Source organism: Nonomuraea sp. 10N515B (assembly GCF_052245915.1).
In the GTDB taxonomy this organism is placed as follows: Bacteria; Actinomycetota; Actinomycetes; order Streptosporangiales; family Streptosporangiaceae; genus Nonomuraea.
This window is the reverse complement of sequence record NZ_JBQQBQ010000008.1, coordinates 21,531-47,702: the sequence shown is the minus strand read 5'-3', so window position 1 is coordinate 47,702 and position 26,172 is coordinate 21,531. Positions and strand designations below refer to the sequence as shown.

The following is a 26,172-nucleotide window of genomic DNA, read 5'->3' as shown; positions in this document are numbered from 1 at the left end:
GCGTCAGATCAGCTGACGCCGCGCCGCCCAGGCCACGGCCTCGATGGCCGTGGCCACGCCGATGCGGTCGCAGATGCCCCGTAACCGCCGGCGTACTGTCCGCCCACTGATATCCAAACGTCTCCCCACGCGATCGACCGTAACCCCCTTGGCCAGCTCCGCCAGCAACGCCAGATCCGCATGGCTCAGCTCGACGCCTTCAGTGAGCACATCCATCGGGAGCCCTCCCCCCCAACAGCAGAACTCGGACCTCACAACGGGCCAAAGCCGCTCGTCTCGCAGACGGTAAACGCATCCCGGAAAGGTCGTCAAGCGCCAGAATCTTCGCACTTGACGGGCACTATTGACATGATCCGTTATATGTGGCGAACTCGCCATATGGCGACGAGACCGCCGGCACAATGAGCGATCTCATAGAACGGTCCAATAGGCCCCGGCCCGGGACAGGATGAGCCTGGCAGACGTCCTGGTTTTGATCCGAGCGATCCGGACTTTCTACGCGAGCCATACGCGCGCTACCGCGAGCTGAGCGCCCGCGGGGCGATCTTCCGCACCCGCGCGGGCTGCTCGTCGCCGCCATCCTGAACGTTGCGGAGCGATGCTCCGCTTCGGCCACGACTCCGACCCGCTGTACGGAAGAGACCCAGCTCAGCCCGTTGAATCGGCCCTCTGGACGGACCCGCCCGACCACACCAGACTGCGCGCTCCGGTCGGCGAGGCGTTCACACCGCGCATGGTCGAACGGCTCTGCTCCCGCATCGGGCTGATCACCACCGAGCTGATCGGCGCTTTACCGGAGGAGACGGACCTGGTTTCCAGCTTCGCCTACCATGGTCATCACCGAGATGCTCGGGGTGCCTCCAGAGGACTGTGAATGTTTCAGCGGCTGGAGCGAAATGTTGGCTCGCAGCCTTGACCCGATGCTTACAGCAGAGCTCGTATCGGAAACCGGCCAGGCCAGAAGAAAGTTTGGCGCCTACTTCCTCGACTTCATCGCGATCAGGCAGGTGCGCCGGCGACGATCTCCTGAGCGCTCTGGCACGGATCAAGGAGCTCACCGGGGCCGAGTTGCCGGCCACGCGGCCGACGTGGCGCCGGGCGGGCGCGCGGGACCGGCCGCGCGCCCGTCTCTCGGCTCAGCGAGTCGGCTTGACCAGCGGGAACAGGATCGTCTCCCGGATGTTCTTGCCGGTGAAGGCCATGATCATCCGATCGATGCCGGCGCCCATGCCGCCGGTCGGCGGCATGGCGTATTCCAGCGCCTGCAGGAAGTCCTCGTCGAGCTGCATGGCCTCCAGGTCGCCACCTGCGGCCAGCAGCGACTGCTCCATCAGGCGGTGGCGCTGGTCGATCGGGTCGTTGAGCTCCGAGTAGGCCGTGCCCAGCTCGGTGCCGAAGCCGATCAGGTCCCACTTCTCCGTCAGCAGCGGGTTGTCCCGGTGCAGGCGGGCCAGCGGCGAGGTCTCCAGTGGATAGTCCATGACGAACGTGGGCTGGACGAGCGTGTGCTCGACCAGCGCCTCGAAGAGCTCCTGCACGATCTTGCCCGAGCCCCACTTCGGGTCCCAGTGGACCTCGCGCCGGTCGGCGATCTTGCGAAGCTCCTCCAGCGTGGTGGAGGTGGTGATCTCCTCGCCCACGGCCTCCGACACGGCGCCGTAGAGCGTGATGCGCGGCCACTGGGCGAGGCCCAGATCCACCTCGACGCCGTCGTGCACGACCACGGACGTGTCCAGAGCGGCCAGGACGGCCTTCTGGTACATCCGCTGCGTCAGGTCCGCCATGTCGTTGTAGTCAAGGTAGGTGCCATAGGCCTCGACCATGGTGAACTCGGGGTTGTGCGTGGAGTCCGCGCCCTCGTTGCGGAAGTTGCGGTTGACCTCGAAGACCTTCTCGATGCCGCCGACCACCAATCGCTTGAGGTAGAGCTCGATCGCGATGCGGAGGTAGAGCTCCATGTCGTAGGCGTTGATGTGGGTCTTGAAGGGCCGGGCCGTCGCGCCGCCGTGGATGGGCTGCAGCATCGGCGTCTCGACCTCGAGATAGCCCTCGTCGTGCCAGAAGTCGCGCACCGCGCGCACGGTGGCGCTGCGGATGCGGGCCATCTTCCTGGCCTCGTCGTTGACGATGAGGTCGACGTAGCGCTGGCGGACGCGAGCCTCGGGGTCGGTGAGGCCGACGTGCTTCTCCGGCAGGGGGCGCAGGCACTTGGCGGTGATCTGCCAGCTTTCGGCGAGGATGGACAGCTCGCCGCGGCGGGAGGTGATGACCTCGCCGATCACGCCGACGTGGTCGCCCAGGTCGACGTCGCGCTTCCAGCGTGCCAGCGACTCCTCGCCCACCTTGTCGAGCGAGATCATGACCTGCAGATCGGCCTCGCCGTCCCTGAGCGTGGCGAAGCAGAGCTTGCCACCCACGCGGCTGAGCATGACGCGGCCCGCGACCGCGACCGTGTCACCGGTGGCGGCGTCGGGCTCCAAGTCCTGGTATTTATCCCTCACCTCGGCGTTGGTCGCCGTACGGGGGAAATTCACCGGGTAAGGGTCGACGCCCTCGCTGCGAAGGCGGTCGAGCTTCTCCCTCCGGATCCGCATCTGCTCAGGAAGTTCGTCGCTCACAACAACAAAGCGTAGGGGATATGGCGAACTGCAAGGACTCGTCGGCCCCCTGCAGGGAGCACGCAGGAACACTGCAAGAGACCTCTTCTATGAATGACTCACGAGCTCAGGGGGGAGCCGGCAGGGAGCCGGCCCAGGGGAGCTCAAGGAGAGAAGATGTTGAAGAAGATCGCGACGGGCGCCCTCGCCATCGCCGCCACCACGGCCGTGGCCCTGTCGCTTCCGGCCGCCGCGTCCGCCAGCACCTCGTCCGACTACGACGACTACTCCGAGTATTGGAGCCCGGTCTACGCCAAGCACGGCCTGGCCAAGGCCCACGGCCAGGTCACCGTGAACTGGGACCACGACGGGGAGTCGAACGAGGTCCACGTCTACGGCAAGCTGTACGACCTGGACAACCGTACCTACAACGAGGGCGGCAAGTGCGCGTTCGTGAAGTTCGAGGCCAGCGACTTCGACCACGACTGGTCCCCCGTGTACTACAAGAAGTACTGCGGCTTCCCCGGCTACAAGAAGTTCCACTTCCAGGAGCACGACGTCTACAGCCTGCGGGCGAAGGTCTGCCAGATCGGGGTGCACAGCAACTACCCGACGAAGTGCGGCCCCTGGCAGTACATCTACACCGCCGAGAGCGAGTAATCCTCGCGCGGTCATATGCACAAGCGGCCCTCTTACCCGAGCGGAGGGCCGCTTGTCCTATGTGGTGTTCCTGTTGTAGATCAGGCGCAGGCCGATGAGGGTCAGCCACGGCTCGTGCACGTCGATCGAGCGCGACTCGCCGACCACGAGCGCGGCGTGCCCGCCGGTGGCCACCACCGTCACTTCCTCGGGATCGTCGGCCAGCTCGGCCGTCATGCGCTCGACGATGCCGTCCACCTGTCCGGCGAAGCCGTAGATGATGCCGGCCTGCAGAGCCTCCACCGTGTTCTTGGCGATCACCGAGCGCGGCCTGACCAGCTCCACCTTGTGCAGTTGCGCCCCGGCGGCGGCCAGCGCGTCCACCGAGATCTCGATGCCGGGCGCGGTGACGGCGCCGACGTATTCGCCCTTGGCCGACACCGCGTCGAACGAGGTCGCGGTGCCGAAGTCGACGATGACACACGGGCCGCCGTATTGGTCGATGGCCGCCAGCGCGTTGACGATGCGGTCGCTGCCGACCTCCTTGGGGTTGTCCATGCGCACGGGCACGCCGGTGCGGATGCCCGGCTCCACGATCACCGCGTTGACGTCGCCGTAGTAGCGGCGGCACATCTCGCGCATCTCGTTGAGCACGCTCGGGACCGTGGAGCAAATGGCAATGCCATCAATGTCGGTCCCCTTGAGCAGCGGCGACTGCGCCAGCAGCCCTTGGAGCACGACTGCGATCTCGTCGGCGGTGCGACGGGCGTCAGTGGCCAGCCGCCAATGCTCGATGACGTCCTCGCCCTCGAACAGCCCCAACACCGTGTGCGTGTTGCCGACGTCGATCGTGAGCAGCATCAATTACCCCCGCAGATCCAGTGCGATGTCCAGGGCCGGCGCCGAGTGCGTAAGCGCTCCCACCGCCAAGTAGTCAACGCCAGTTTCGGCCACCTGGCGAGCCGATTCCAAGGTCAATCCCCCGCTGGCTTCGACGGCAACCCTGTTTTTCGCCCGATTTTTCACGACTTGTACGGCACGCGCGGTGTCCTCGATCGTGAAGTTGTCGAGGAGGATCTCCTCGGCTCCCTCGTCCAGCACGGCCTCCAGCTGGTCCAGCCGGTCGATCTCCACTTCGATGGACAGATCCGGGTACCGCTCCCTGACCGCCCTGAACGCCTCGGCCACGCCACCCGCCGCCACCACGTGGTTGTCCTTGATCAGAGCGGCGTCCGACAACGACATCCGGTGGTTGACGCCGCCGCCGCAGCGCACCGCGTACTTCTCCAGTGCCCGCAGCCCGGGCAGCGTCTTGCGGCTGTCGCGCACCCGCGCCCCCGTGCCACTGATCGCCTCGACCCACCTGCCAGTCAGCGTGGCCACCCCGGACAGGTGGGTGAGCAGGTTGAGCGCGGTCCGCTCGGCCGTCAGCAGGGCCCGCGTCGGGCCCTCGACGGTCATCAGCGCGTCGCCCGCCCGGACCCGCTCGCCGTCTTTGGCCCTCCGCTCGGTACGCCCCGCGCCCAGCCGTACGAACACCGCCTCCGCCACGGCCAGCCCGGCCACGACGCCGTCCTTGCGTGCCACCACGTCAGCCGTCGAACGCTGCGCGGCCGGGATGGTGGCCAGGCTCGTCACGTCCCCCGCGTCCTGCAGGTCCTCCTCGAGCGCCCGGTCGATCAGCGCGTCCACCTCGGCCGCGTCGAGACCGGCGACGGCGAGCTCCTGCGTCAGGCGCGCGGGAATCCCGTGCGGCGTGTACGTCATGCGGGGGCCTTCCTCCGTCAGGGTCACGTCCAGGTGCCCCAGCCATTCGTCGTCGTCACGGGTGTCGTGGTCCTCGCGCCAGTGTGAGCCACGCGTCTCCAGTCTGGCCGCCGCCGCGCCGGTGAGCACGGTGGCGACCGTCAGCAGGTTCGTGGCCTCCCATGACTCGGTGCAGGGCGGCACCTCGACGGGGGTCCAGCGGGCCTCACGCAGCGCCCTGGCGGTGGCCAGCAGCGACTCGCGGCTGCGCAGCACGCTCGCCCCGGTGCTCATGTGGGCCTGGACCCTCGTTCTGATCCTGGGGTCGGCCAGCCCGGGTGCCGACCGGTTCGCGACCGGGTCGCCCGGCGCCGGGCCTGCCTGATGGATGTCCTCGGCGATGCGCTCGGCGAAGACCAGCCCTTCCAGCAGGGAGTTGGAGGCCAGCCGGTTGGCGCCGTGCACGCCGGTGCAGGCGACCTCGCCGCACGCGTACAGGCCCGCGATCGAGGTACGCCCGCGCAGGTCCGTACGCACGCCGCCGCTGGCGTAGTGGGCGGCGGGGGCCACCGGGATGGGCTCGGTGGCCGGGTCGATGCCGTGCTCCCGGCAGACCGCGTAGATCGTCGGGAACCGGCTCTCCCACTTGTCCCGGCCGAAGTGACGGCCGTCGAGGTAGACGTGGTCGCGGCCGGTCGCGCGCATCGTCCGCATGATCGCCTTGGCCACGACGTCGCGCGGCGCCAGGTCGGCCAGCTCGTGCACGCCCTCCATGAACCGGTTGCCGTCATGGTCGATCAGGACCGCGCCCTCGCCCCTGACCGCCTCGGAGATCAGCGGCTGCTGGCCCGTCGAGCCCTCCCCGAGCCAGAGCACGGTGGGGTGGAACTGGACGAACTCGATGTCCCGCACCACGGCCCCGGCACGCAGCGCGAGCGCGACCCCGTCACCGGTGGAGACCATGGGATTGGTGGTGGCGGCGTACACCTGGCCCATGCCGCCGGTGGCCAGCACGACCGCCCTGGCCAGCACCGCGCCGACGCCGTCGCGCGCACCCTCGCCCATGACGTGCAGCGTCACGCCCCTGGCCCGGCCCTCGGCGTCCTTGAGCAGGTCGAGCACCAGCGCGTGCTCGATCACCTCGATCGAGGCGGCCCGCACCGCCTCGATGAGCGCCCGCTGCACCTCGGCGCCCGTGGCGTCGCCGCCGGCGTGCACGATCCTGCGCCGCCGGTGCCCGCCTTCCCTGGTGAGCTGGAGCTTCCCGTCGGGGGTGCGGTCGAAATTGGCCCCGCGCGCCATCAGCCGGCGCAGCGCGGCGGGGCCCTCGGTCACCAGCGTCCGCACCGCCTTCACATCGCACAGGCCGACCCCGGCGAGCAGCGTGTCGTTCAGGTGCTCCTCAGGCGTGTCGCGCGGGTCGAGCACGGCCGCGATGCCGCCCTGGGCCCAGCGCGTTGAGCCCGCCGACAACACGTCCTTGGTGACGACCATGACCTTGGCGGCCGGTTCCAGCTCGGCATAGTGCAGGGCCACGGTCAGGCCCGCGATGCCGGAGCCCACGACGACCAGGTCGGCCTCGGCGGTCCAGCCGGGCGCGGGAGCGGTCAGCCGCAAGGGAATCGCCGGTGCGCTCATTCGGGGTCTCCTCACTGAGGCGATTTCGTCAATATGACGATAACGCCCGGCGCGGCGTGCGCATGCCCCGGGGCGGTCATGATCTCGACGGTAATCCGCCTCAGGTGGGATTCAAGGTCAGGGTGACGTTGTCGATCAGCCGCGTGCCACCGACCCTCGCGGCCACCGCGAGCACCGCCTCACCCGTGTGCGACTCTTCTACCTCGGTGAACGTCGCCGGGTCCACCAGGACCAGGTAGTCCACGTCGAGCTCGGGGCCCGCCGCGTCGAGCACCTGCTGCGCGGCCGCCCGGATCCTGGAAGGGGCCGGCTCGGCGGCGCCCTCGCGCAGCGCCCGGGACAGCGCCAGCGCCACCTGCCGGTCCGCGGCGGACAGGTAGCGGTTGCGGCTGGACAAGGCCAGTCCGTCGGGCTCGCGTACGGTGGGCGCGCCGATGATCTCGACCGGCACGTCGAGGTCGGCCACCATCCGCCGGATCAGCGCGAGCTGCTGGGCGTCCTTCTGCCCGAAGATCGCCACGTGCGGCTGGACCAGGTTGAACAGCTTGAGCACGACCGTCAGCACGCCGTCGAAGTGCCCCGGCCGCGAGGCGCCTTCGACGATCTCGCCCATCCGGCCGGAGAGAAGGCTCACCTGGCGATCGGGGTGGTACATGTCCTCGGCGGACGGATGGAACACCACGCCCACGCCCTCGGACCGGCACATCTCGAGGTCGGCGTCAAACGTACGGGGATATCGGGAAAAATCCTCGGTTGGCCCGAACTGCAGGGGATTGACGAAGATGCTGACCACGACCTGATCGGCCCGGGCCCGGGCGAGCCTGATCAGCGACCGGTGCCCCTCATGCAAGGCGCCCATGGTCGGCACCAGGGCCACCTCGCCACCGGCGCGCGCCTTGACCAGGTCGTCCCGGTTCCTGGCGACGATCAGATCCATAGAGCCCTCCCTCTTCACGGCCTCGCTGTCAGGTCCATATGTTGCCCCCGAGAGCGTCGAGCAGGCGCTCCGCCTCCTCCGGCTTGAGCAGGCCGGCGGCCAGCGCGCGGTCGGCCGTGAGCCTGGCCAGCGCGATGTAGGCGTCGGCCGCCTCCGGAGCCGCCAGGATCAGCGCGTCCACATGCTTGCGCACGGTGCCGGCGTCGCCGCGCACGACCGGTCCCGTCAGGCCGGCGATGCCCAGCCGCAGCACGTTGTCGAGCGCGGCGCCGAGCAGCGGGCCCAGCATGCGCCCCGGATGCTCGACGCCGATGCGTCCCAGGAGCTCCTGCGACTCCGCGACGAGCGTGACCATGTGGTTGGCCGCCCCGGCCAGCGCCGCGTGGTAGAGGGCGCGGTCGGCGTCGGCGATCCAGACCGGCTCGCCGCCCATCTCGATCACCAGGGCCTCGGCGATGGGGCGCAGCGTGTCGGGCGCGGTCACGCCGTAGGAGATGCCGGTGAGCTTGTTGAGGTCGTCGTCGCGGCCCGTGAACGTCATCACCGGATGCAACGCGAGCGGCAGCGCGCCGACCCTGGCCGCCGGATCGAGCACGGACAGCCCGTAGGCCCCGCTGGTGTGCACCAGCAGCTTGCCCTTCAGGTCGGCTCCCGTGGTGGCCAGACCGTTGACGAGGTCGGGCAGCGCGTCGTCGGGCACGGTGAGCAGGATCAGCTGGGCCGCCGCCACGACCTCGTCGGGACGCGACAGCGTGACGCCGAGCCGCTCCGAGGCCCATCGCTGGGAGTTGTCCGAAACCCCGCTCGCGGCCACGACCCGGTGTCCTGCCTGCGCCAACGCGGCGCCGAGAGCCGAGCCGACCTTGCCCGAGCCGAGCACGCCGACGGTCAGCCGTGCCGGGCGATCCCCTGCGTCCATGACGTCACACCCCTGTCGAGCAAATGGCACTGCCGACCAGCGTAACGGCCTCTCAGCACTAGAGATGTGACCGGTGCTTTGCCGCATGTTGAGTTAACGACAAAAGGGACAAGGGCAGACAAATAGTGCACCCCCTGTCGGAAGAGATGAGGAGAGGGGTACATCGCATGGCCGCGGGCGCCGAGTCCTGGTAGGACCCGACGCCCGCATACGATTGCGGCCCCTTGGAGGTGCGCCTGGCCGGGTTCATCCGCCGACTGACCGGCCAGGACCGGGAGCCCGGGCCGGACCGCGCCGGCCCGGGCTCTCTTCGTTGATCAGTGACCTATCACCTTGGCGCCGCCCTTGCAGCCGGCGATGGCGTGACCGAGAACGGCCACCGCGTTGCCGCAGACGTTGATCGGGATGCCGATCGGAACGTGCACTTGGTTGCCGGAAAGCACGCCGCCGCTGCCGTTTGTGATGTCGGCGTGCGCCGGCGGGGCGATCAGCGACAGCATGGCGGCGGCTCCGGCCACGACCAGGATCTTCTTCAGCATGAGAGCTCCTCTCGGTTTCGCGGCACCGGGCCGCGGATGCTTTGCTTCGTTCGACTCCGCCAGTGGGGGGTTGGCAGAGCGCGTCCATGCGATGACGCTGGGTAACGGTAGCGCAATGCGACAGCAATGAGTAGTCAAACGATGACTGTGCGCGTCAGATGCCAGTCGTGAGATAGTCCAGACATGTGGCTCACGTGGCGTGCGGCGACGGAGCGGGCGTTGTACGGCGAGGCGGGTTTCTACCTCCGCGAGCGCCCGTCGGGCCACTTCCGCACCTCGGTCAGCGCCTCTTCGGTGTTCGCTGACGCGGTGCTGGCGCTGCTGAGACAGCTCGACGCCGAGCTGGGTGAGCCCGAGACGCTCGACCTGGTCGACATCGGCGCAGGAGAGGGCGCGCTGGTGGCCCAAGTTCTGGCCGCCGCCGACCCCGCGCTGCGCGACCGGTTGCGGGTCACGGCCGTCGATCTCTCCCCCAGGCCGCAGGCCCTTCCCGAGCGGATCGGCTGGCGCCGCGACCTGCCGGAGCGCATCACGGGGCTGGCCATCGCCAATGAGTGGCTCGACAACGTCCCGGTGGACGTGGCCGAGCAGACGCCCGACGGCCCGCGACTCGTCCTGGTGAACATCCGTACGGGCGAGGAGCGCCTCGGCGGCCCGCTGCGGCCCGCCGACCGGGAGTGGATGGATCGGTGGTGGCCACTGTCCCGGGTGGGCTCTCGGGCGGAGATCGGCCGCCCCCGTGACGAGGCCTGGGCGTCGGTCGTGACCCGCCTCACCAGGGGCCGGGCAATCGCCATCGACTATGCACACCCTGTGGATAACCGGCCGATGTGCGGCACGCTGACGGGATACCGCGACGGCGCCGTCGTCTCCCCGATTCCCGACGGGACCTGCGATATCACGGCCCATGTCGCGCTCGACGCGTGCGCCGCGGCGGGGCGGCGGGCCGGCGCGATATCCACAACCTTGTCCACACAGCGTGACGCTCTGCGGGCCCTGGGGATCACCGGCGCCCGGCCGCCCATGGAGCTGGCCGGCACCGATCCGCGCGCCTACCTGCGGGCCCTGGCCAGGGCGTCGGAGGAGGGGGAGCTCATCGACCCGTCGGGCCTCGGCGGGTTCGGCTGGCTCGACCAGCGACGGTGAGCAGGCCTGGGCCGACGGCGCCAGGACGGCGGATTCGGCTGACGGCGCCGGGACGGCGGATTCGGCTGACTCCCCTCACGTCACTCGGCGGTCAGCTCCAGGGCGTGCAGGCCGCGGATGATGTAGCCGGGCTTCCAGGCCGGCTCATGGCGCAACTCCAGCGTGGCCGCCCGGTCCAGCAGCGCGCCGAACGACTCGATGAGCTCGATGCGGGCCAGCGGCGCGCCCAGACAGAAATGGATGCCGGCTCCGAAGGAGATGTGCGGGTTGTCCACCCGCCCCACATCCAGCTGGTCGGGATCCTCGAACACCTCAGGGTCCCGGTTGGCCGAGCCGAACAGCAGCGCGACCTCCGACCCGCGCGGAATCGTCACGCCGTGGACCTCGATGTCCTCCAGCACCCACCGCTCGAACATCTGCAGCGGCGTGTCCCAGCGCATCAGCTCCTCCACGGCCGTGGGCAGCAGGGAGCGGTCGGCACGCAGCCGTGCCAGCTCGCCGGGGTTCCTGAACAACGACCACCAGCCGTTGCCCGTGACGTTCACGGTGGCCTCGTGGCCGGCGTTGAGCAGCAGGACACACGTGCCGACCAGCTCGTCCTCGGTCAGTTCATCGATCGCGGCCAGCGCGCTGATCAGGTCGTCGCCCGGGCGGCGCCGCCGCTCGCGGGCCAGGGCCTTGAGGTAATCGGCGAACTCCGCGGCCGCGCGTACCGCAGTGTGCTGGGCTTCGAGCGTGGGGTTGAGCTCGTACATGCCGCAGATGTCAGCCGACCAGGGGCGCAGCAAGTGACGCTCCCCGTCGGGGATGCCGAGCATCTCCGCGATCACGGTCACCGGGAGCGGCTCGGCGACCTCGGCGATCAGATCCCCGCCGCACTTCTCCACGTACGTGTCCACCAGGCCCGCAGCGATCGCGCGCACGCGCGGGCGCAGGGACTCGACCATGCGCGGCGTGAACGCCTTGGAGACCAGCCGGCGCAGCCGCGTGTGCACGGGCGGCTCGACGTCGAGCATGCCCGCCCTGATCACGCGCCAGAACGGCTCCTGGAAGTCCGGCTCGGGCGGCCTGCCGAACTCTTCTGGCGTGGCCACGTGAAGGAAGGACCGCCCTAGACGGCGGTCCCTGAGCAGGGTGTTCACGTCGGCGTGGCGCGAGATCAACCACTGGTTCGTCGGCTCGAAGTAGCAGACGGGCGCCTCGCGCCGCAGCTCGTCGTAGACCCGGTACGGGTAGGCCACAAAATCCGGATTCCAAGGATCAAAGCGCACTACTTCATAGTAGAAGCCTCCGGCTCCGCCTCCTGCTGCTCGGACTGCTTGGCGTGCCTGCCGCGCATCCGGATGTTCAGCAGCTCCACGACGGTCCACGAACCGGCTGATCGGCCCGGAGGCGAACAGCATGACCAGCACCGCCACCACGACGGCCGCGATCATCACGCCGAGGTTGTCCACCATGCCGACCGCGGTGATGACCGAGTCGAGCGAGAACACGACGTCGAGCAGCAGGATCAGGTCGCGTCCCGATATCTCGTGGCCGAAGACGACGGACAGCGGCTGAGTGAGCTGCACCACCCACGACAGGCCGAGCAGGAGGAGAGAGCCGTCAAAGTTCGCCGGTTTGCGTTTTGCCGTGGGAACTGGGTTATAGTGCGGGCGTAGGTCATGAGTGCCAGCGACAAGCCCCGGCTAGCTGGCCGGCAACCCTCGCGTCCGCGGCGGGGTGCCCCGGGTGAAGACCTGGTCCGCCACGCGGTGTGGCGGGCAAGCGCGGGCTCCGTGGCTGCTCCAGGGGTCCGATGGTCCCTGAGGGAGATGTGCCGTGTCCACGCTGACGATCTTCGACTCCGTCCCCGCCCAGGCTTCGGGCGAGACCCAGGTCCCCGCCGCCGCGAGCCGGCCGATCCCCGCGGTGCTCGGGGCCGACCTCCAGGTGCCGGTCAAGGGTGGCCGCCTGGTGGGGTACGCCAACCTGGACTACGCGGCCAGCGCGCCCTGTCTGGAGCCGGTCAGCGCCGCCGTCGCCGCCGCGCTCCCGGCCTACTCCAGCGTCCACCGTGGCGCCGGCTACGCCTCCCAGCTCACCACTGCCAGGTACGAGCAGGCCCGCCACACGGTCAGGGCGTTCGTCGGCGCTCGTCCCGACGACGCCGTGATCTTCACCCGCAACACCACCGACGCCACGAACCTGCTGGCCGGCTGCCTGCCCGCGGGCACCACCACCGTCGTCTTCGACACCGAGCACCACGCCTCGCTCCTGCCCTGGCGGAAGTCCGTACGGCTAGCGCCGCCCGCCTTCCCCGGCGAGGCCGTCCGCGCCGCCGACGAGGCGCTGGCCGGGATCGAGGGGCCGAAGCTGCTCGTGGTCACCGCCGCGTCCAATGTCACCGGCGAGCTGTGGCCCATCGCCGCCCTGGCCCACATCGCACACCGGCACGGGGCCCGCATTCTGGTGGATGCGGCGCAGCTCGTACCGCATCGGCGGCTCAACCTGACCGCGCTTGACCTGGACTATGTGGCATTCTCCGGCCACAAGCTGTACGCGCCGTTCGGGGCCGGAGTGCTCATCGGGCGCCGGGACTGGCTGGCCGACGGGGAGCCGTACCTCAAGGGCGGGGGCGCGGTGCGCTCGGTCGAGGAAGAGGCGGAGTGGCACGACGACCCGGAGCCGCGCCACGAGGCGGGCACCCCGAACGTGCTGGGCGCGATCGCGCTGGCCGCCGCCTGCGACGCGCTCACCGCCACCGGCTGGACGGCGCTGGTACGCGAGGAGGAGCGGCTGCTGGCCCGGCTGCGGTCGGGGCTGGCCTCGATCGAGGGCGTGCGAGAGCTGTCCCTGTGGGGGGACGATCACCCGCGGGTGGGGATCGTGTCGTTCACCGTGGACGGGTACTCGGCTCGCGAGGTGGCCGAGGCGCTGTCCAGTCAGTACGGCATCGGAGTGCGCGACGGGAAGTTCTGCGCGCACCCGTTCGTGCGGCACCTGCTGGGCCGAAGCGGGCACGACCGTGAGGACGCCGGATGCGAGGACGGCACGACGTCCGCGGTGCGGGCCTCGATCGGCATCGGGACCACGCAGGAGCACGTGGACCGGCTGGTCGAGGCACTGCGGGACCTGGTCTCCCGCTGAGCTGCCGGGTCAGCGGCTCAGCCCCGCTCACCGGCACCGGTTCAGCGGCTCAGCGGCTCAGCGGCTCAGCGGCTCAGCGGCTCAGCGGTTCGACGGCTCAGCGGTTCGGCGGCTTGCGGTGTTCCGGCTGGTCGTCGGAGACCAGCGCGTCGATGTCCCGCATCTCCTCGTCGCTCAGGTCCGACCTGGACGCCGTCGGCTGCCTGGGCACGTTCGGCCGCTCAGAGGCGGTGGGCTCCGAGGGCGACAGCGGACCTCCGCCGCGCCGGTGGGCGCCCGCACCCATGCCGCCCTCCGCGGCGCGGCGCTCGGCACGACGCCGGAAAATCGCCCCGAACAGCGCGTCAAGTCCGATCCGCCCGCCGCCGACCGCCAGGAACAGCAGGCTCAGCGCACCCAGCGCACCCGCCAGCTCCCAGCCGCCCTCGGTCACCATGATCCCCTTCGTCGAGTGCACGAAGGCGATCGCACCGAGCATGTTGATGAGCAGCAGCAGGCCGACCGGCCGGACCAGCAGACCGAGGATCAGGAAAAGGCCGCCCACGGTCTCGACGACGCTGGCGAAGCCGGCCGAGAGCTCCGGCAACGGGATTCCCATCTCCCTGAAGCCCTGCGTGGTGGCGCCGAGTCCGTGCTGCCACTTCTGCAAGCCGTGCGCCATGAAGACCACGCCCGTCGCCACCCGCGCGATCAAGACAGCGACATCGAACAGAACCTTCTTCATCGTGCTATCTCCCCCCGTTCCCCCGACTCCTCCCCAAGACCGCAGTAGGGATGCGTTTCCATACCATTCCTTGACCATCCCCCACCCTGGATCACCAACTGGGACGGTGGCAGCATGGCCATATGACGGAACGCGTGGTCGGAATCGGTGCGGGCGCCAAGGAGCTGGCCACCGAGGACATGATCCTCAATATCGGGCCGCAGCACCCGTCAACGCACGGAGTGCTCAGGCTCCGGCTGACGCTGGACGGCGAGCGCATCGCCACCGCTGAACCGATCATCGGCTACATGCACCGTGGTGCGGAGAAGTTGTTCGAGGTCCGCGACTACCGGCAGATCATCATGCTGGCCAACCGGCACGACTGGCTGTCGGGGTTCGCGAACGAGCTGGGCGTGGTGCTCGCCGCCGAGCGCCTGCTCGGCATGGAGCCGCCGGTCAGGGCCGTGTGGGCGCGTACGCTCCTGGCCGAGCTCAACCGGGTGCTCAGCCACCTGATGTTCCTCGGCTCCTACCCACTGGAGCTGGGCGCGATGACGCCGATCTTCTACTCCTTCAACGAGCGCGAGCGGATCCAGGCGGTCATGGAGGAGATCTCCGGCGGGCGCATGCACTACATGTTCAACCGGGTCGGCGGGCTCAAGGAGGACCTGCCGCTCGGCTGGCTGGAGCGGGTGTCGGAGGCGGTCGCGGAGACCCGCCGCCGCGTGCCGGACATCGAGGACCTGATCCTGCACAACGACATCTTCCTGGCCCGTACCAAGGGCGTCGGGGTGCTCACGCACGAGCAGATCATGCAGTTCGGCGTCAGCGGTCCCATCGCCCGGGCCTCCGGGGTGGACTTCGACCTGCGTCGCGACGAGCCGTACCTGGCCTACCCCGAGCTGCCCGTCAAGGTCATCACTCGGAGCGGGGGCGACTGCCACGCCCGGTTCGAGGTGCTGTTCGAACAGCTCAAGGTCTCGCTGGAGCTGGCCGACGCCTGCGTCGAACGGCTGCGCTCGCTGCCTCCGGGGCCGATCAACCAGCGACTGCCGAAGGTGCTCAAGGTGCCGGAGGGGCACACGTACGCCTGGACCGAGAACCCGCTCGGCATCAACGGCTACTACCTGGTCTCCAAGGGAGACAAGACGCCGTGGCGGCTCAAGCTGCGCTCGGCCTCGTACAGCAACATTCAAGTGCTGCGGGAAATGTTGCCCGGGCACCTCGTGGCCGACATGGTGGCCATTCTGGGCTCGATGTTCTTCGTTGTGGGTGATATCGACAAGTGAACCCCCCAGAACGCGACAAATACGTCGATTGGCTTCGGGCGCTGAGCCTGATCGTCGTGGTGGGGTGGCACTGGGCGTTCACGATTCTCGTGTGGAAGCCGCACGGCCCCGAGCCGACCAGCCCGCTCGGCTTCACCTCGGGGCTGTGGATCCTCACCTGGCTGCTGCAGGTGCTGCCGCTGTTCTTCTACGTCGGCGGGCATGTGCACCTGCTGTCCTGGCACCGGGCCCGGGAGCGCGGCGTGGGCATCGGGTCCTTCGTCTGGCGGCGAATCCGGGCTCTGGCCTTACCCGCGTTGTTCCTGTCCGGGGTGTGGGTCGCGGTCGGGGCGGCGGTCACGTTCACGTTCGAGGTGGACTGGATGTGGCGTGTGGTGGTGCTGGTGCTCAGCCCGCTGTGGTTCCTCGCCGTCTACCTGATGCTGATCGCGTTGCTTCCGGTGGCGCTGTGGCTGCACCAGCGCTACGACGTACTGGCCCTGATCTGGCTCGGCGGCGCGGCCCTGGTGGTGGACGTGCTGCGCTTCCGGTACGGCGTGGACGGGGTGGGCTGGCTCAACATGATCCTGGTGTGGGGGCTGGCGCACCAGGCCGGGTTTTTCTACGACCGGATCGTGACCCTGCCCAGGCGCTACGACGTCGCCCTGCTGTGGACCGGTCTGTTCGCCCTGTTTGGGCTGGTGTACTCAGGGATCTACCCGGGCTCGATGGTGGGCGTGCCCGGCGACAAATGGTCCAACATGGCCCCGCCGACCTTCGTGATCGTGGCCCTGCTGCTGTTCCAGATCGGGCTGGTCGAGGTGCTCCGGCCGACGATGGAGCGGGTGCTCGAACGGCCGCGCTGGCGCCGGGCCAACGACTTCATCAATCGGTACGCCCTGGCGTTGTACTTGTTCCACACCACCGGGATGGCCATCGCGCTGGGCCTGTCGTGGTGGCTCTTCGGCACCCTCGGCAGCACGATCCCGCCGGACCTGAGATGGTGGCTGGAGCGCCCCATCGCCATCATCGGTCCCCTGATCTGCACCGCTCCGGTCATCTACCTCTTCGGCCGCCGCCGCACACCTGTCAGGCAAAGGCAGGACGAGGACTACTCCGGTGTCTGACCTTCCTGCGGATCCTTCGGGGTGCGGCAGGAGTGCTCCAGATAGAGCGCCGCGCAAACCAGCACCACGCAGGCCACGAGCGAACCCGTCGCGATGAAGAACTCCGAACGCGGCGTCTCACGGTCCAGGATCTGCACCGTGTAGAGCGCGAACCCGGCGAACAGCCCGCCGAACACCGCCCCCGCGTACGCCGACGCCTTGGCCAGCGCGGCCAGCCTGGCCACCGCCAGCGGCTCCACCGGCTTGGTGCCCGGCTTCCTGGCGATGCGTGCCTTGGTGACCCAGGCGCTGTAGCCCTCGCCGATGGCCAGCAGCAACACCGTCGGGATCGCCGTCCACGGCAGGAGCGGCAGGTCGGAGTAGAACTGCCGGACCGCCACCCAGGTGAGCAGGGCGACGACCACGAGGATGCCGACCAGCCGGCCGGGGTGTGTGGGCCTCAATCCGGCCTCTGCAGCGTGAGGTCGGAGCGCAGGCGTACGCCCTGCTTGTCGATCCCCTCCAGCAGGTCGCACACTCGGCCGTGGCCGGGCACCGTGCCCTGCGGATCCACATCCGCCCAGGGGGCAAGCACGAACGCGCGCTCGTGGGCGCGCGGATGCGGCAACGTCAGATCGGGGTCGTCGAAGACGAGATCGCCTACGACGATCAGGTCCACGTCGAGCGTGCGCGGTCCCCAGCGCTCCGCGCGCTCGCGCCCGAAGGCGTTTTCCACGCTGAGCGCCCGCTCCAGGAGCGCGTGCGGCTCCAGAATGGTCTCAGCGATCACGACGGCGTTGAGGTAGGGATCCTGGCCAGGAGGGCCGCCGACCGGGTCGGTCTCGTAAACCGGCGACGCCCTGACGAACTCCAGGTCAGGGGCGTCGAACAGGACGTCCACAGCGCCCTGCAAGATCTGGAACCTGTTGCCCAGGTTGCTGCCCAGCGCGAGGACGGCCTTCATGCCCGGCTCCGCTCGATCGTCACGATCACATCGTCGAACGGCAGCGGGATCGGCGCCGCCGGCTTGTGCACGCTGACCTCGACCTTGTGCACCAGCTCGCTGGCCAGGCACACCTCGGCCAGGCGCTGCGCGAGCGTCTCGATCAGCTCGACCGGCTCGCCCTCCACGATCCCGACCAGGGCCTCGGCCAGCTCCCCGTAGTGGACGGTCTTGGTCAGGTCATCACCGGCCGCGGCCGGAGCGGTGTCGAGGAACAGCGTCGCGTCGACCACGAACTCCTGGCCGAGCTCCCGCTCGGCAGCGAGCACGCCGTGCCTCCCCCTGGCCCGCAGGCCTTTGAGAGCGATGCGATCAGCGCTCAAGCTCGCCTTCCTCCTCCTCGTCGTCGTCTCCCTGGAGCACCGGCGAGCCGTGGTGCATCCACAGCCGCCAGCCCTGCGAGGTGCGGACGTAGACGTTGCTGGCCACCACCTTGCCTGCGGCGAAGCTCGACTCGCCCTCATCGCCGGCCGTCAAGATGTTTTCCACACAGGTGAGCACGGCGACGTCGCCCAGCACCGTCGTGTTGACGTCGGTCAGCACGAACTGGATGTAGGTGGTGTTGGCCATGATCAACGCCCACGACCGCAGCACCTCCTGCCGGCCGGCCAGCAGCGTCCAGCCGGGATGCACGCAGCTCACCTGCTCGTCGGCCGTGTCCTCCGCCCAGATGTCGGTCATCTTGTCGAGATCGCCGCTCTCGATCGCGGTGTAGAACTCCTGGTTGACCGTCTCGATCGCGGCCGTGTCCACGCTCATGTGCCTGCTCCCGCTCTCCTCCATGCGGCTGCCACGCGCACGGCGTCGGCGTTGGGGCCGACCTCGTGCACACGGACACACCAGGCGCCTGCGTGCGCGGCCAGCGCGGTCACGGCCAGTGTGGCGTCGTCGCTGCAGCTGAACGGCCGGGGTGTGCCGTCGGGTGCGGCGAGCAGCCGCCCGAGGAACCGTTTGCGTGACGCGCCGATGAGCAGCGGATATCCCAGCTCGGCCAAGTGCGGGATGCCGGCCAGCACCGCCCAATTGTGCTCGGCGTTCTTGGCGAAGCCGAGGCCGGGGTCGAGCACGATCTGCTCATGCGACACCCCCTCAGCCAGCACCAGATCCACCCGCTTGCTCAGCTCCTCGCGCACCTCGGTGACCACGTCCGTGTAGACGGCCCTGGTCTCCATGTCATGACTGTGGCCGCGCCAGTGCATCACCACGTAGGGGACACCGGTCACCGCCACCACGCGCGGCATCTCCGGGTCGGCCAGGCCGCCGCTCACGTCGTTGACGAGCCGCGCGCCCGCCTCGACGGCGGCTTTGGCGACCTCCGCGCGCATCGTGTCGACGCTGACCTGAACACCCTCGGCGGCCAGCGCGCTGATCACCGGGACGACCCTGGCCAGCTCCTCTTCCAGCGACACCCTGGCCGCCCCCGGACGCGTGGACTCACCGCCCACGTCGATGATGTCGGCCCCCTCCTCGACCAGCTCGAAGCCGTGCTGGATGGCGGCCGCCTCGTCGAACCACATCCCGCCGTCGGAGAAGGAGTCGGGGGTCACATTGACCACACCCATGACGAGGCACCGCTCCGCACCATCCGGCGCGTTGATGGGCACGCTAGTCATGGGCCAAGCCTAGGCGTTCCGCCACACCTGCTGACATGGCGGGTCCCCACTTGTGGATAACGATCCTTACCTACCGAGGATGAGCGCCATCGCCTCGGCACGGGTCTTGTCGCTGGTGCGAAAGTCCCCGCGGACCGCCGAGGTGACGGTCCTGGCGCCTGGCTTGCGTACGCCACGCATGGTCATGCACAAATGCTCGGCCTCGACGACCACGATCACCCCGCGCGGCTCCAGGACCCGCATCAGCGCGTCGGCGATCTGGGAGGTCATGCGCTCCTGGACCTGGGGGCGGCGGGCATAGACATCGACCAGCCTGGCGAGCTTGGAAAGACCTGTGACCTGCCCCTTCTCGTTAGGGATATAGCCCACGTGGGCCAACCCGTGGAAGGGCACCAGATGATGTTCGCAGGTCGAATAGACCTCGATGTCCTTCACCAGGATCATCTCGTCGTGATCGACGTCGAACACCTTGGTCAGCACGTCTTCCGGCGTCTGGCCGAGCCCTGAATATTGCTCGGCCATGGCCCGGGCGACCCGGGCAGGCGTCTCGAGGAGGCCGTCGCGGTCGGGATCCTCGCCTATGGCGTAGAGGATCTCGCGGACGGCCTTCTCGATCCTGCCCAGGTCAACATCGTGCTGTGTCACGCAAACATCTTTCCGTGCTGGGTCACAAGGAGTCGCCGGAGGGCAACGCGTCCTGGTGGCCCGCGGTGAGGGAGCCGTTGGCCGACTGCTTCTCCTTCGGGGTCAGGATCGGCGGGCGGTCCGAGGGGAGCCGCTTGCCGTAGCCCGCGTAGGACGGGCGGTGCTCCTTGACGACCACCGGCGAGAAGATCTCTAGCACCATCTCGCGGGAGAGGGTCTCCTTCTCCATGAGCTCGAGCACCAGGTTGTCGAGCACGTCGCGGTATTCGACCAGGATGTCCCACGCCTGGTCGTGTGCCGTCTCGATCATCCGGCGGACTTCCTCGTCGATCGTGGAAGCGATCTTCTCGGAGTAGTCGCGCTCGTGGCCCATCTCGCGGCCCAGGAACACCTCGGCGTTGCCGCTGCCGAACTTGCGGGCGCCGAGCTGCTCGCTCATGCCGTATTCGACCACCATGCGGCGGGCGACGGCCGTGGCCTTCTCGATGTCGTTGGAGGCGCCGGTGGTCGGCTCGTGGAAGACGAGCTCCTCGGCCGCGCGGCCACCGAGCAACATCGCGAGCTGGTCCATCATCTCCGACCTGGTGGCCAGGAACTTGTCCTCCATCGGCAGCGTCATCGTGTAACCGAGGGCGCGGCCGCGGGACAGGATCGTGATCTTGTGGACCGGGTCGGAGTTGGGCAGCGCGTGCGCCACCAGCGCGTGACCGCCCTCGTGGTAGGCGATCATCTTCTTTTCCTTGTCCGACATGACCCGCGACTTGCGCTCGGGCCCTGCCATGACGCGGTCGATCGACTCCTCGAGGACGTCCATCGTGATCAGCTTCTGGTCGGCCCGCGCGGTGAGCAGGGCCGCCTCATTGATCACGTTGGCCAGGTCGGCGCCGGTGAACCCGGGGGTCCGGCGCGCGATGACGTCGAGGTCGACGTTGGGCGCGAACGGCTTGCCGCGGCCGTGGACCTTGAGGATGCCCTTGCGGCCCTCGAGGTCGGGGCGGTCGACGGTGACCTGGCGGTCGAAACGGCCCGGGCGCAGCAGCGCCGGGTCCAGGATGTCAGGCCGGTTGGTCGCGGCGATGAGGATCACGCCACCCTTGACGTCGAAGCCGTCCATCTCGACGAGCAGCTGGTTGAGCGTCTGCTCGCGCTCGTCGTGACCGCCGCCCAGGCCGGCGCCGCGGTGGCGGCCGACGGCGTCGATCTCGTCGATGAAGATGATCGCCGGAGCGTTGGCCTTCGCCTGCTCGAACAGGTCACGCACCCGCGAGGCGCCGACACCGACGAACATCTCGACGAAGTCCGAACCGGAGATCGAGTAGAACGGCACGCCCGCCTCGCCCGCGACGGCGCGGGCCAGCAGGGTCTTGCCGGTGCCGGGCGGGCCGTAGAGCAGCACGCCCTTGGGGATCTTGGCGCCGATCGCCTGGAACTTGGCCGGGGCCTGCAGGAACTCCTTGATCTCCTGGAGCTCCTCGATGGCCTCGTCGGCCCCCGCGACGTCGGCGAACGTGGTCTTGGGGGTGTCTTTGGTGATGAGCTTGGCCTTGGACTTGCCGAAGTTCATCACCCGCGAGCCGCCGCCCTGCATCTGGTTCATGATGAACAGGAACAGCAGCACGATGATGACGATCGGCAAGAAGCTCACCAGGAGGCTCACCAGGATGTTCTCCGAGGGCACCTCGGTGGTGAAGCTCTTGGTCTTGCCCGCCTGGACCTGAGCCTGCAGCTCATCGGTCAGCTTGCTGCCGTAACCCGTCACCCAGTCCGACTGGATCAGCTTCGTCGGCTGATCGCCCGCCCTGACCGTGACCGCGTTGTGCAGCGTCACCTCGATGCGGTTGTCCTTGTCGACAATCTTGGCGTTGCTGACGTTCCCGGCGCGAATCTGCTGGAGAACCAAGGACGTGTCGGCCTGCTTGAAATTACCGCCGCCACTCCACAGCTGGGTGACGAGCAGGAGCAGCACGACGATGCCCAGGATCCACAGCAGTGGCCCACGTGTAAATCGCTTGAGATCCATCCGATGCGGAACCCCTTGCGGGCCCGTCCCTTCCTGACCATGGCCTGGAACCCCGGGCTGGCCCGGGGCCGCGGCATCCGGCACCGCGACTTCTGACTACCCGAAGGGGACACGCGGTCACCCTCCCGGAGTCTGAAGGTACACCGGCAGAGCGCGCGGAGGGACCGCCCGCTACACCGGCCTTGCCCTATCAACGTACGTCACGTTGCGCGATGTTCCCGGCCAAGGCAAGAGGGGCTACTTATAAACGTGCGGCGCGAGCGTCCCGATGAACGGAAGGTTCCGGTATCGCTCCGCGTAGTCGAGGCCATAACCGATGACGAACTCGTTCGGAATGTCGAACCCGACGTATTTCACCTTGATCGGCACCTTCACCGCGTCCGGCTTACGCAGCGCGGTGCAGATCTCCAGGCTCGCCGGGTTGCGGGATTTGAGGTTTTCCAGCAGCCAGTGCAGCGTCAGGCCGGAGTCGATGATGTCCTCCACGATCAGCACGTGGCGGTTCATGATGTCGGTGTCGAGGTCTTTCAGCACGCGTACGACACCGGACGACTTGGTGCCGGCGCCGTATGACGACACCGCCATCCAGTCCATCTGCACCGGCACGTGCAGGGCCCTGGCCAGGTCGGCCATCACCATGACGGCGCCCTTCAACACGCCCACGAGCAGCACGTCCTTGCCCGCGTAGTCCTCGTCGATCCGCCCGGCGAGCTCTATGATCTTGGACTGGAGCTCCTCCTGCGGGATGAGGACCTTCTCCAGGTCATTGCCCATGTCGGCAGCGTCCACCTGTGGTTCCTTACGCGTGGGGACTGATGGCGAGTATCAGGGTGCCATACCGCCGGCTCGCGGACAGACCCCCGGGCAGGTCCGCGGCCTTCTGCCCGCGCCACCGCGTGACCAGCCGATCCACGGCCAGCACATGCGTGGCGGAAAGAGCGCCGGATGGGGCTCCGGCGGCGATGGCCGCGCGCCGCAACACCCTCCGTCTGACGGCGTCGGGCAACTTCTCCAATTCCTTGACGGCGAGCGTGATGGTCCCGTCGATATCGCTAAGAGCGCAATCCTGGTACGCCGATTCGGCCCATCCGTCAAGGGCGTCGGCGTCCTCGCGCGCCATCCGCGCGGTCCTGGCGAGCGCTTCGGCCACCCCGGGGCCCAGTTCCTCCTCCAGAACGGGGAGCACCCTTCTCCTGACGCGGACCCGTGTGTACCGGGGATCCTCATTGTGAGGATCGTCCCAGGGGGTGAGGCCCAGGGCCCGGCAGGCGGCGACGGTGGTGGCCCTGGGGAGGTCGAGGAACGGGCGGCGGTATCGGCCGGCTTGGGCGGCCATGCCGGACAGCGACCGCAATCCGCTGCCCCTGGCCAGTCCCAGGAGCACCGTCTCCGCCTGATCGTCTCTGGTGTGGCCGAGGAGCACGGCCGCGGCCTGGAGCCGGTCGGCCGCCTCGGCGAGCGCCGCGTATCTGGCCTCCCTGGCCGCCGCCTCGGGGCCGCCCTCGGCTCCGACCGTGACGGTGAGCACGTCGGCGGGGTGGAGGTCCAGCCGTGCGGCCTGCTCGACGACCTGCCGCGCCCGCTCGGCGGAACCGGGTTGGAGCTGGTGATCCACGGTCAAGAGGCCGGCCCGCAACCCCATCCGCGGCGCGACGAAGCCCAGGGCCGCGGCCAGCGCCAGGGAGTCGGCGCCGCCACTGCACGCCGCCAGGACCAGGGTTTCGTGCGGGAGATCGGTCAGCGCCTCCCGCACTGCCCTGCGGATGTCGGCTACGGCTGGATGTGGGCCCACGGATGCCATTGTCGCGGGTCGCCAGCCGCGCCGCGGCCCGCCGACGCGCCAACGCCCGTAACGCCGCGGCCCGCCAGCGCGCCACAGCCCATCGGCGGGGCGATGAGCAGGCGCGCGGGCAGGCCCAACCGGCAGGTCAAGGCCGGGAGGCCCGGGTCAGGCGGGGAGGGCTGGGGTGCCGATGACGCGGTTGATCCAGGCGTCCGGGTCGGCGATTTCGGGAGTAGTCGGTAGGGATTCCGGCGACGTCCACACCTTGTTGAAACCGTCCATCCCCACCCGGCCGACGACCGACCGCACGAACGCCGACCCCTCCGCGTACTGCTTCATCTTGACCTCGATCCCCAGCAGTCGCCGCACCGTCTTGTCCAGGCGGGAGCCGCCCTCGCGGCGGTGGGCGAACTTGGCGCGGATGTCGGCCACCGACGGCACCACGGACGGGCCCACGGCGTCCATCACATAGTCGCCGTGCCCTTCCACCAGCGTCATCACGGCGGTCAGGCGGTCGAGGATCTCCTTCTGGCCCGGCGACTGGATGGCGTCGATCAGGTTGCCCTCGCCGCCGCGCACCACGTCGGCCACCGTGTCGGCGGCGTTGCGCAGGCGTTCGAGCAGCGTGGGCAGGTCCAGGTCGGAGGCGAGCAGGAACTCGGTCATCTGCGAGCGCACGTATTCACGCAGCCACGGCACGCCGGTGAACTGCACGCGGTGGGTCTCCTCGTGCAGGCATACCCAGAGGCGGAAGTCGTGCGGGTCGACGCTCATCTCGCGCTCGGCGTGGACGATGTTGGGGGCGACCAGCGTCAGGCGGCCCGTGGGCTCCTGGCCGGTGGGGTCGGGCGGGAGGAACAGCTCATACTGGCCCAGGACCCGCGAGGCGAGGAAGGCCATCACGGCCCCGACCTCGACGCCCGTGATGCGCGAGCCCACCGCGGTGACGATGGCCGGGGGCGGGTTGGAGCTGTTGCCCATGCGCTGCGTCAGGGGCTCGAGCACCACGCGGAAGCCCTCGACGTTCGCCCTGATCCAGCCGGGCCTGTCCACGATGGTCGCGGGCTGCGGCGCGGTCTCCGTATGGATCTTCGTGAACTCGCGCACGTGGCCCTCGGCCTCACGTGAAAGGGTGCGGAGCTCGGTGACGGCCTGCCTGGCCTCCTCCCGGCTCACTAGAGGACCGGGGCGCACCAGGCGCGTGCCGGTCGTGACGGCCAGATCCCAGTCGATCACCTGCATAACGTCCACCGTACGTGGTGCAGACCCAACCTGCGAAGGATCGCAATAAGCACGCGAAGGAGCGTCCCGCTACGAGCGAGCGACGATGGCGGCGAGCCGGTCGAGCACGGGCTCGGCGTTCACCGGCACGCGATCCGCCATGAACGCGAACGTGACCAGCCGCCCGTCCTTGGTCGTGGCCAGTCCCGCCAGCGTGTTGACGTGGTTGAGCGTGCCGGTCTTGGCGCGGACCAGGCCCACCTCGCCCTTGCTGTCGCCGGAGGTGAAGCGGCGGCCGTTGCCGAGCGTGCCGGAGAAGCCCGCGATCGGCATGCCGGAGGCGATGGCGTGCAGGCCGGGGTGGTCCGCGGAGCCGGCCAGGGCGATGAGCTTGGCCAGGGCGCCGGGGCTGATGCGGTTGTGGGTGGACAGGCCGCTGCCATCGGCGAGCGAGACGCCCTTGGTCACGCCGAGCCGCTGGAGCACGGCGGTCACGGCCTTGGCGCCGCCCGCGAACGACGCCTGCTGACCTTCCTTGATCGCGACGTGCCTGGCCAGGGCTTCGGACAGGTCGTTGTCGCTGTGCGTGAGCGCGTGCTCGACCAGGGAGTAAACGGGCGCGGAGTCGACCTTGCCCAGCTCGGCGGCGCCAGAGGGGGCCTTTCCCGGGCGTACGGACTTCGACACGGAGAGGCCCTGCTTGGCGAGGAGCCGGGCGAAGGCCGCGGCGGCGTAGGCCGGCGGGTCGGGGACGCGGGGTGTGTTGTAGCGCGGGTGCCGGCGGCCCTCGTCCATGGCGAGCGCGTAGACCGGCGCCACGTTGCCTTCGGGGATGTAGCCGGGCTTCCAGCCGGAAGCGGTGGAGGGGCCGGTGAACAACGACGTGTCGTAGGTGAGGGTGACCTTCTTGATGTTCTGGGATTTGAGGGTCGCGGCGGTGCGGGCGGCCAGCGTGGCGAGGCTCGCCTGCTTCGGGTACGACGGCTTCGCCGAGGGGCCCGCGAGCAACGGGTCACCGCCGCCGACCAGGACGATCGCGCCTGGCTTGGCGCCCTGGACGACCCTGGTGGACAGGCGGGCATCGGGGCCGAGCGAGGCGAGCGCGGCCACGCACGTGACGATCTTCGTGGTGGAGGCGGGAGTGATGGGCGTGTCGGCGTTGGAGGCGAAGACCTGCTCGCCGGTGGTCGCGTCGAGCACGACGGCGCCGACCCGGTCGCCGAGCGCATCGTCACCCAGGGCGCTGGTGAGCTGCCGCGTCAAAGTACCCTTAGTCGGGAGAGGTCCGTCTCCTGACTTCGCCGAAAGCTGGGCCAGCACAGGTCCCGCGGTGACCACGGAGACGGGCGGAGGAGACCCTTCCTGCGGGGACGCCGTCGGTTCGGTCGGTGAAGTCTGCCTCGTCAGCGCGCCCAGGCTGAAGTCGGTGGTCATCGCGTAAACACCGGTGACGATCGTCAGGGCCTGGAGCACGGCGAGAGTGGCCAGCATCACCCACCGGTCGTGCCGCGCCACGTCGC

Annotated in this window: 26 protein-coding genes and 1 riboswitch; of the genes, 6 read left to right on the top strand and 20 right to left on the bottom strand. The window is 69.1% G+C overall.

What is annotated here, in order from left to right:
* Positions 1-3 precede the first annotated feature (3 nt).
* Entirely contained in the window at positions 4-216 is a 213-nt protein-coding gene (locus ACTWQA_RS13750) for a LuxR C-terminal-related transcriptional regulator (protein WP_043615366.1), read from the bottom strand.
* A gap of 382 nt (positions 217-598) precedes the next feature.
* Between ACTWQA_RS13750 and ACTWQA_RS13745 the strand changes: the two genes are divergently transcribed.
* Positions 599-874, top strand: a complete 276-nt coding sequence (locus tag ACTWQA_RS13745; protein WP_443159614.1) for a hypothetical protein — start codon at positions 599-601, stop codon at positions 872-874.
* 262 nt (positions 875-1,136) lie between these two features.
* Here the strand turns inward: ACTWQA_RS13745 and lysX are convergent, their stop codons facing one another.
* Positions 1,137-2,618 carry a bifunctional lysylphosphatidylglycerol synthetase/lysine--tRNA ligase LysX gene (gene lysX, locus ACTWQA_RS13740; RefSeq protein WP_443159613.1) on the bottom strand — a complete coding sequence of 494 codons (1,482 nt, stop codon included), beginning with the start codon at positions 2,616-2,618 and terminating at the stop codon, positions 1,137-1,139.
* A gap of 156 nt (positions 2,619-2,774) precedes the next feature.
* Between lysX and ACTWQA_RS13735 the strand changes: the two genes are divergently transcribed.
* Positions 2,775-3,257 (top strand): hypothetical protein, encoded by a 483-nt coding sequence (locus ACTWQA_RS13735; RefSeq protein ID WP_443159612.1) that lies wholly within the window; start codon positions 2,775-2,777, stop codon positions 3,255-3,257.
* Between the two features lie 57 nt (positions 3,258-3,314).
* Here ACTWQA_RS13735 and ACTWQA_RS13730 read toward each other — a convergent pair whose 3' ends face one another.
* From ACTWQA_RS13730 to ACTWQA_RS13710, 5 genes are all read right to left on the bottom strand, one after another.
* Positions 3,315-4,097, bottom strand: coding sequence for a type III pantothenate kinase (locus tag ACTWQA_RS13730; RefSeq protein WP_443159611.1), 783 nt, complete (start codon positions 4,095-4,097; stop codon positions 3,315-3,317).
* A gap of 3 nt (positions 4,098-4,100) precedes the next feature.
* On the bottom strand, positions 4,101-6,620 hold the full coding sequence (locus ACTWQA_RS13725) for an L-aspartate oxidase (RefSeq protein WP_443159610.1): 2,520 nt from the start codon (positions 6,618-6,620) through the stop codon (positions 4,101-4,103).
* A 100-nt stretch (positions 6,621-6,720) separates the two neighbouring features.
* On the bottom strand, positions 6,721-7,557 hold the full coding sequence (gene panC / locus ACTWQA_RS13720; RefSeq protein WP_443159609.1) for a pantoate--beta-alanine ligase: 837 nt from the start codon (positions 7,555-7,557) through the stop codon (positions 6,721-6,723).
* A gap of 28 nt (positions 7,558-7,585) precedes the next feature.
* On the bottom strand, positions 7,586-8,476 hold the full coding sequence (locus ACTWQA_RS13715) for a Rossmann-like and DUF2520 domain-containing protein (protein WP_443159608.1): 891 nt from the start codon (positions 8,474-8,476) through the stop codon (positions 7,586-7,588).
* Positions 8,477-8,793: 317 nt separating this feature from the next.
* Complete coding sequence (locus ACTWQA_RS13710) at positions 8,794-9,015, bottom strand: chaplin family protein (RefSeq protein WP_443159607.1); 222 nt, start codon at positions 9,013-9,015, stop codon at positions 8,794-8,796.
* Between the two features lie 183 nt (positions 9,016-9,198).
* Between ACTWQA_RS13710 and ACTWQA_RS13705 the strand changes: the two genes are divergently transcribed.
* On the top strand, positions 9,199-10,161 hold the full coding sequence (locus ACTWQA_RS13705; RefSeq protein WP_443159606.1) for an SAM-dependent methyltransferase: 963 nt from the start codon (positions 9,199-9,201) through the stop codon (positions 10,159-10,161).
* An 80-nt stretch (positions 10,162-10,241) separates the two neighbouring features.
* Here ACTWQA_RS13705 and ACTWQA_RS13700 read toward each other — a convergent pair whose 3' ends face one another.
* Positions 10,242-11,735: a cytochrome P450 gene (locus ACTWQA_RS13700; RefSeq protein WP_443159605.1), complete on the bottom strand. Its 1,494-nt coding sequence runs from the start codon at positions 11,733-11,735 to the stop codon at positions 10,242-10,244.
* Positions 11,736-11,821: 86 nt separating this feature from the next.
* Positions 11,822-11,937, top strand: a riboswitch (SAM riboswitch).
* Positions 11,938-11,982: 45 nt separating this feature from the next.
* Here ACTWQA_RS13700 and ACTWQA_RS13695 point away from each other — a divergent pair.
* On the top strand, positions 11,983-13,290 hold the full coding sequence (locus tag ACTWQA_RS13695; RefSeq protein WP_443159604.1) for an aminotransferase class V-fold PLP-dependent enzyme: 1,308 nt from the start codon (positions 11,983-11,985) through the stop codon (positions 13,288-13,290).
* 97 nt (positions 13,291-13,387) lie between these two features.
* Here the strand turns inward: ACTWQA_RS13695 and ACTWQA_RS13690 are convergent, their stop codons facing one another.
* Complete coding sequence (locus ACTWQA_RS13690) at positions 13,388-14,014, bottom strand: DoxX family protein (RefSeq protein ID WP_443159603.1); 627 nt, start codon at positions 14,012-14,014, stop codon at positions 13,388-13,390.
* A gap of 122 nt (positions 14,015-14,136) precedes the next feature.
* On the opposite strand from ACTWQA_RS13690, the gene ACTWQA_RS13685 reads away from it, so the two are divergent.
* Complete coding sequence (locus tag ACTWQA_RS13685; RefSeq protein WP_443159602.1) at positions 14,137-15,282, top strand: NADH-quinone oxidoreductase subunit D; 1,146 nt, start codon at positions 14,137-14,139, stop codon at positions 15,280-15,282.
* Entirely contained in the window at positions 15,279-16,388 is a 1,110-nt protein-coding gene (locus ACTWQA_RS13680; RefSeq protein ID WP_443159601.1) for an acyltransferase family protein, read from the top strand. Before ACTWQA_RS13685 ends, ACTWQA_RS13680 begins: the two co-directional genes overlap by 4 nt.
* Here ACTWQA_RS13680 and ACTWQA_RS13675 read toward each other — a convergent pair.
* From ACTWQA_RS13675 to dacB, 11 genes are all read right to left on the bottom strand, one after another.
* Positions 16,373-16,831 (bottom strand): DUF3180 domain-containing protein, encoded by a 459-nt coding sequence (locus tag ACTWQA_RS13675; RefSeq protein ID WP_443159600.1) that lies wholly within the window; start codon positions 16,829-16,831, stop codon positions 16,373-16,375. The genes ACTWQA_RS13680 and ACTWQA_RS13675 overlap by 16 nt on opposite strands.
* The gene (gene folK / locus ACTWQA_RS13670; protein ID WP_443159599.1) at positions 16,828-17,331 is read right to left on the bottom strand and encodes a 2-amino-4-hydroxy-6-hydroxymethyldihydropteridine diphosphokinase; all 504 of its coding nucleotides are present in this window, start codon (positions 17,329-17,331) and stop codon (positions 16,828-16,830) included. Before folK ends, ACTWQA_RS13675 begins: the two co-directional genes overlap by 4 nt.
* Positions 17,328-17,693 carry a dihydroneopterin aldolase gene (gene folB, locus ACTWQA_RS13665; RefSeq protein WP_443159598.1) on the bottom strand — a complete coding sequence of 122 codons (366 nt, stop codon included), beginning with the start codon at positions 17,691-17,693 and terminating at the stop codon, positions 17,328-17,330. The genes folK and folB overlap by 4 nt, the downstream gene beginning before the upstream one ends.
* Entirely contained in the window at positions 17,683-18,129 is a 447-nt protein-coding gene (locus tag ACTWQA_RS13660; RefSeq protein WP_305917337.1) for a nuclear transport factor 2 family protein, read from the bottom strand. Before ACTWQA_RS13660 ends, folB begins: the two co-directional genes overlap by 11 nt.
* Positions 18,126-18,983 (bottom strand): dihydropteroate synthase, encoded by an 858-nt coding sequence (folP, locus tag ACTWQA_RS13655; protein WP_443159597.1) that lies wholly within the window; start codon positions 18,981-18,983, stop codon positions 18,126-18,128. The genes ACTWQA_RS13660 and folP overlap by 4 nt, the downstream gene beginning before the upstream one ends.
* A 66-nt stretch (positions 18,984-19,049) precedes the next feature.
* The gene (folE, locus tag ACTWQA_RS13650) at positions 19,050-19,628 is read right to left on the bottom strand and encodes a GTP cyclohydrolase I FolE (RefSeq protein WP_305917338.1); all 579 of its coding nucleotides are present in this window, start codon (positions 19,626-19,628) and stop codon (positions 19,050-19,052) included.
* 22 nt (positions 19,629-19,650) lie between these two features.
* Positions 19,651-21,648, bottom strand: a complete 1,998-nt coding sequence (gene ftsH / locus ACTWQA_RS13645) for an ATP-dependent zinc metalloprotease FtsH (RefSeq protein WP_327587339.1) — start codon at positions 21,646-21,648, stop codon at positions 19,651-19,653.
* 237 nt (positions 21,649-21,885) lie between these two features.
* Positions 21,886-22,437, bottom strand: a complete 552-nt coding sequence (gene hpt / locus ACTWQA_RS13640; RefSeq protein WP_443159596.1) for a hypoxanthine phosphoribosyltransferase — start codon at positions 22,435-22,437, stop codon at positions 21,886-21,888.
* A gap of 10 nt (positions 22,438-22,447) precedes the next feature.
* Positions 22,448-23,449 carry a tRNA lysidine(34) synthetase TilS gene (tilS, locus tag ACTWQA_RS13635; protein WP_443159595.1) on the bottom strand — a complete coding sequence of 334 codons (1,002 nt, stop codon included), beginning with the start codon at positions 23,447-23,449 and terminating at the stop codon, positions 22,448-22,450.
* Between the two features lie 147 nt (positions 23,450-23,596).
* Positions 23,597-24,673, bottom strand: a complete 1,077-nt coding sequence (locus tag ACTWQA_RS13630) for a zinc-dependent metalloprotease (protein WP_443159594.1) — start codon at positions 24,671-24,673, stop codon at positions 23,597-23,599.
* A gap of 69 nt (positions 24,674-24,742) precedes the next feature.
* The gene (gene dacB, locus ACTWQA_RS13625; RefSeq protein ID WP_443159593.1) at positions 24,743-26,167 is read right to left on the bottom strand and encodes a D-alanyl-D-alanine carboxypeptidase/D-alanyl-D-alanine endopeptidase; all 1,425 of its coding nucleotides are present in this window, start codon (positions 26,165-26,167) and stop codon (positions 24,743-24,745) included.
* Between the last annotated feature and the right edge of the window lie 5 nt (positions 26,168-26,172).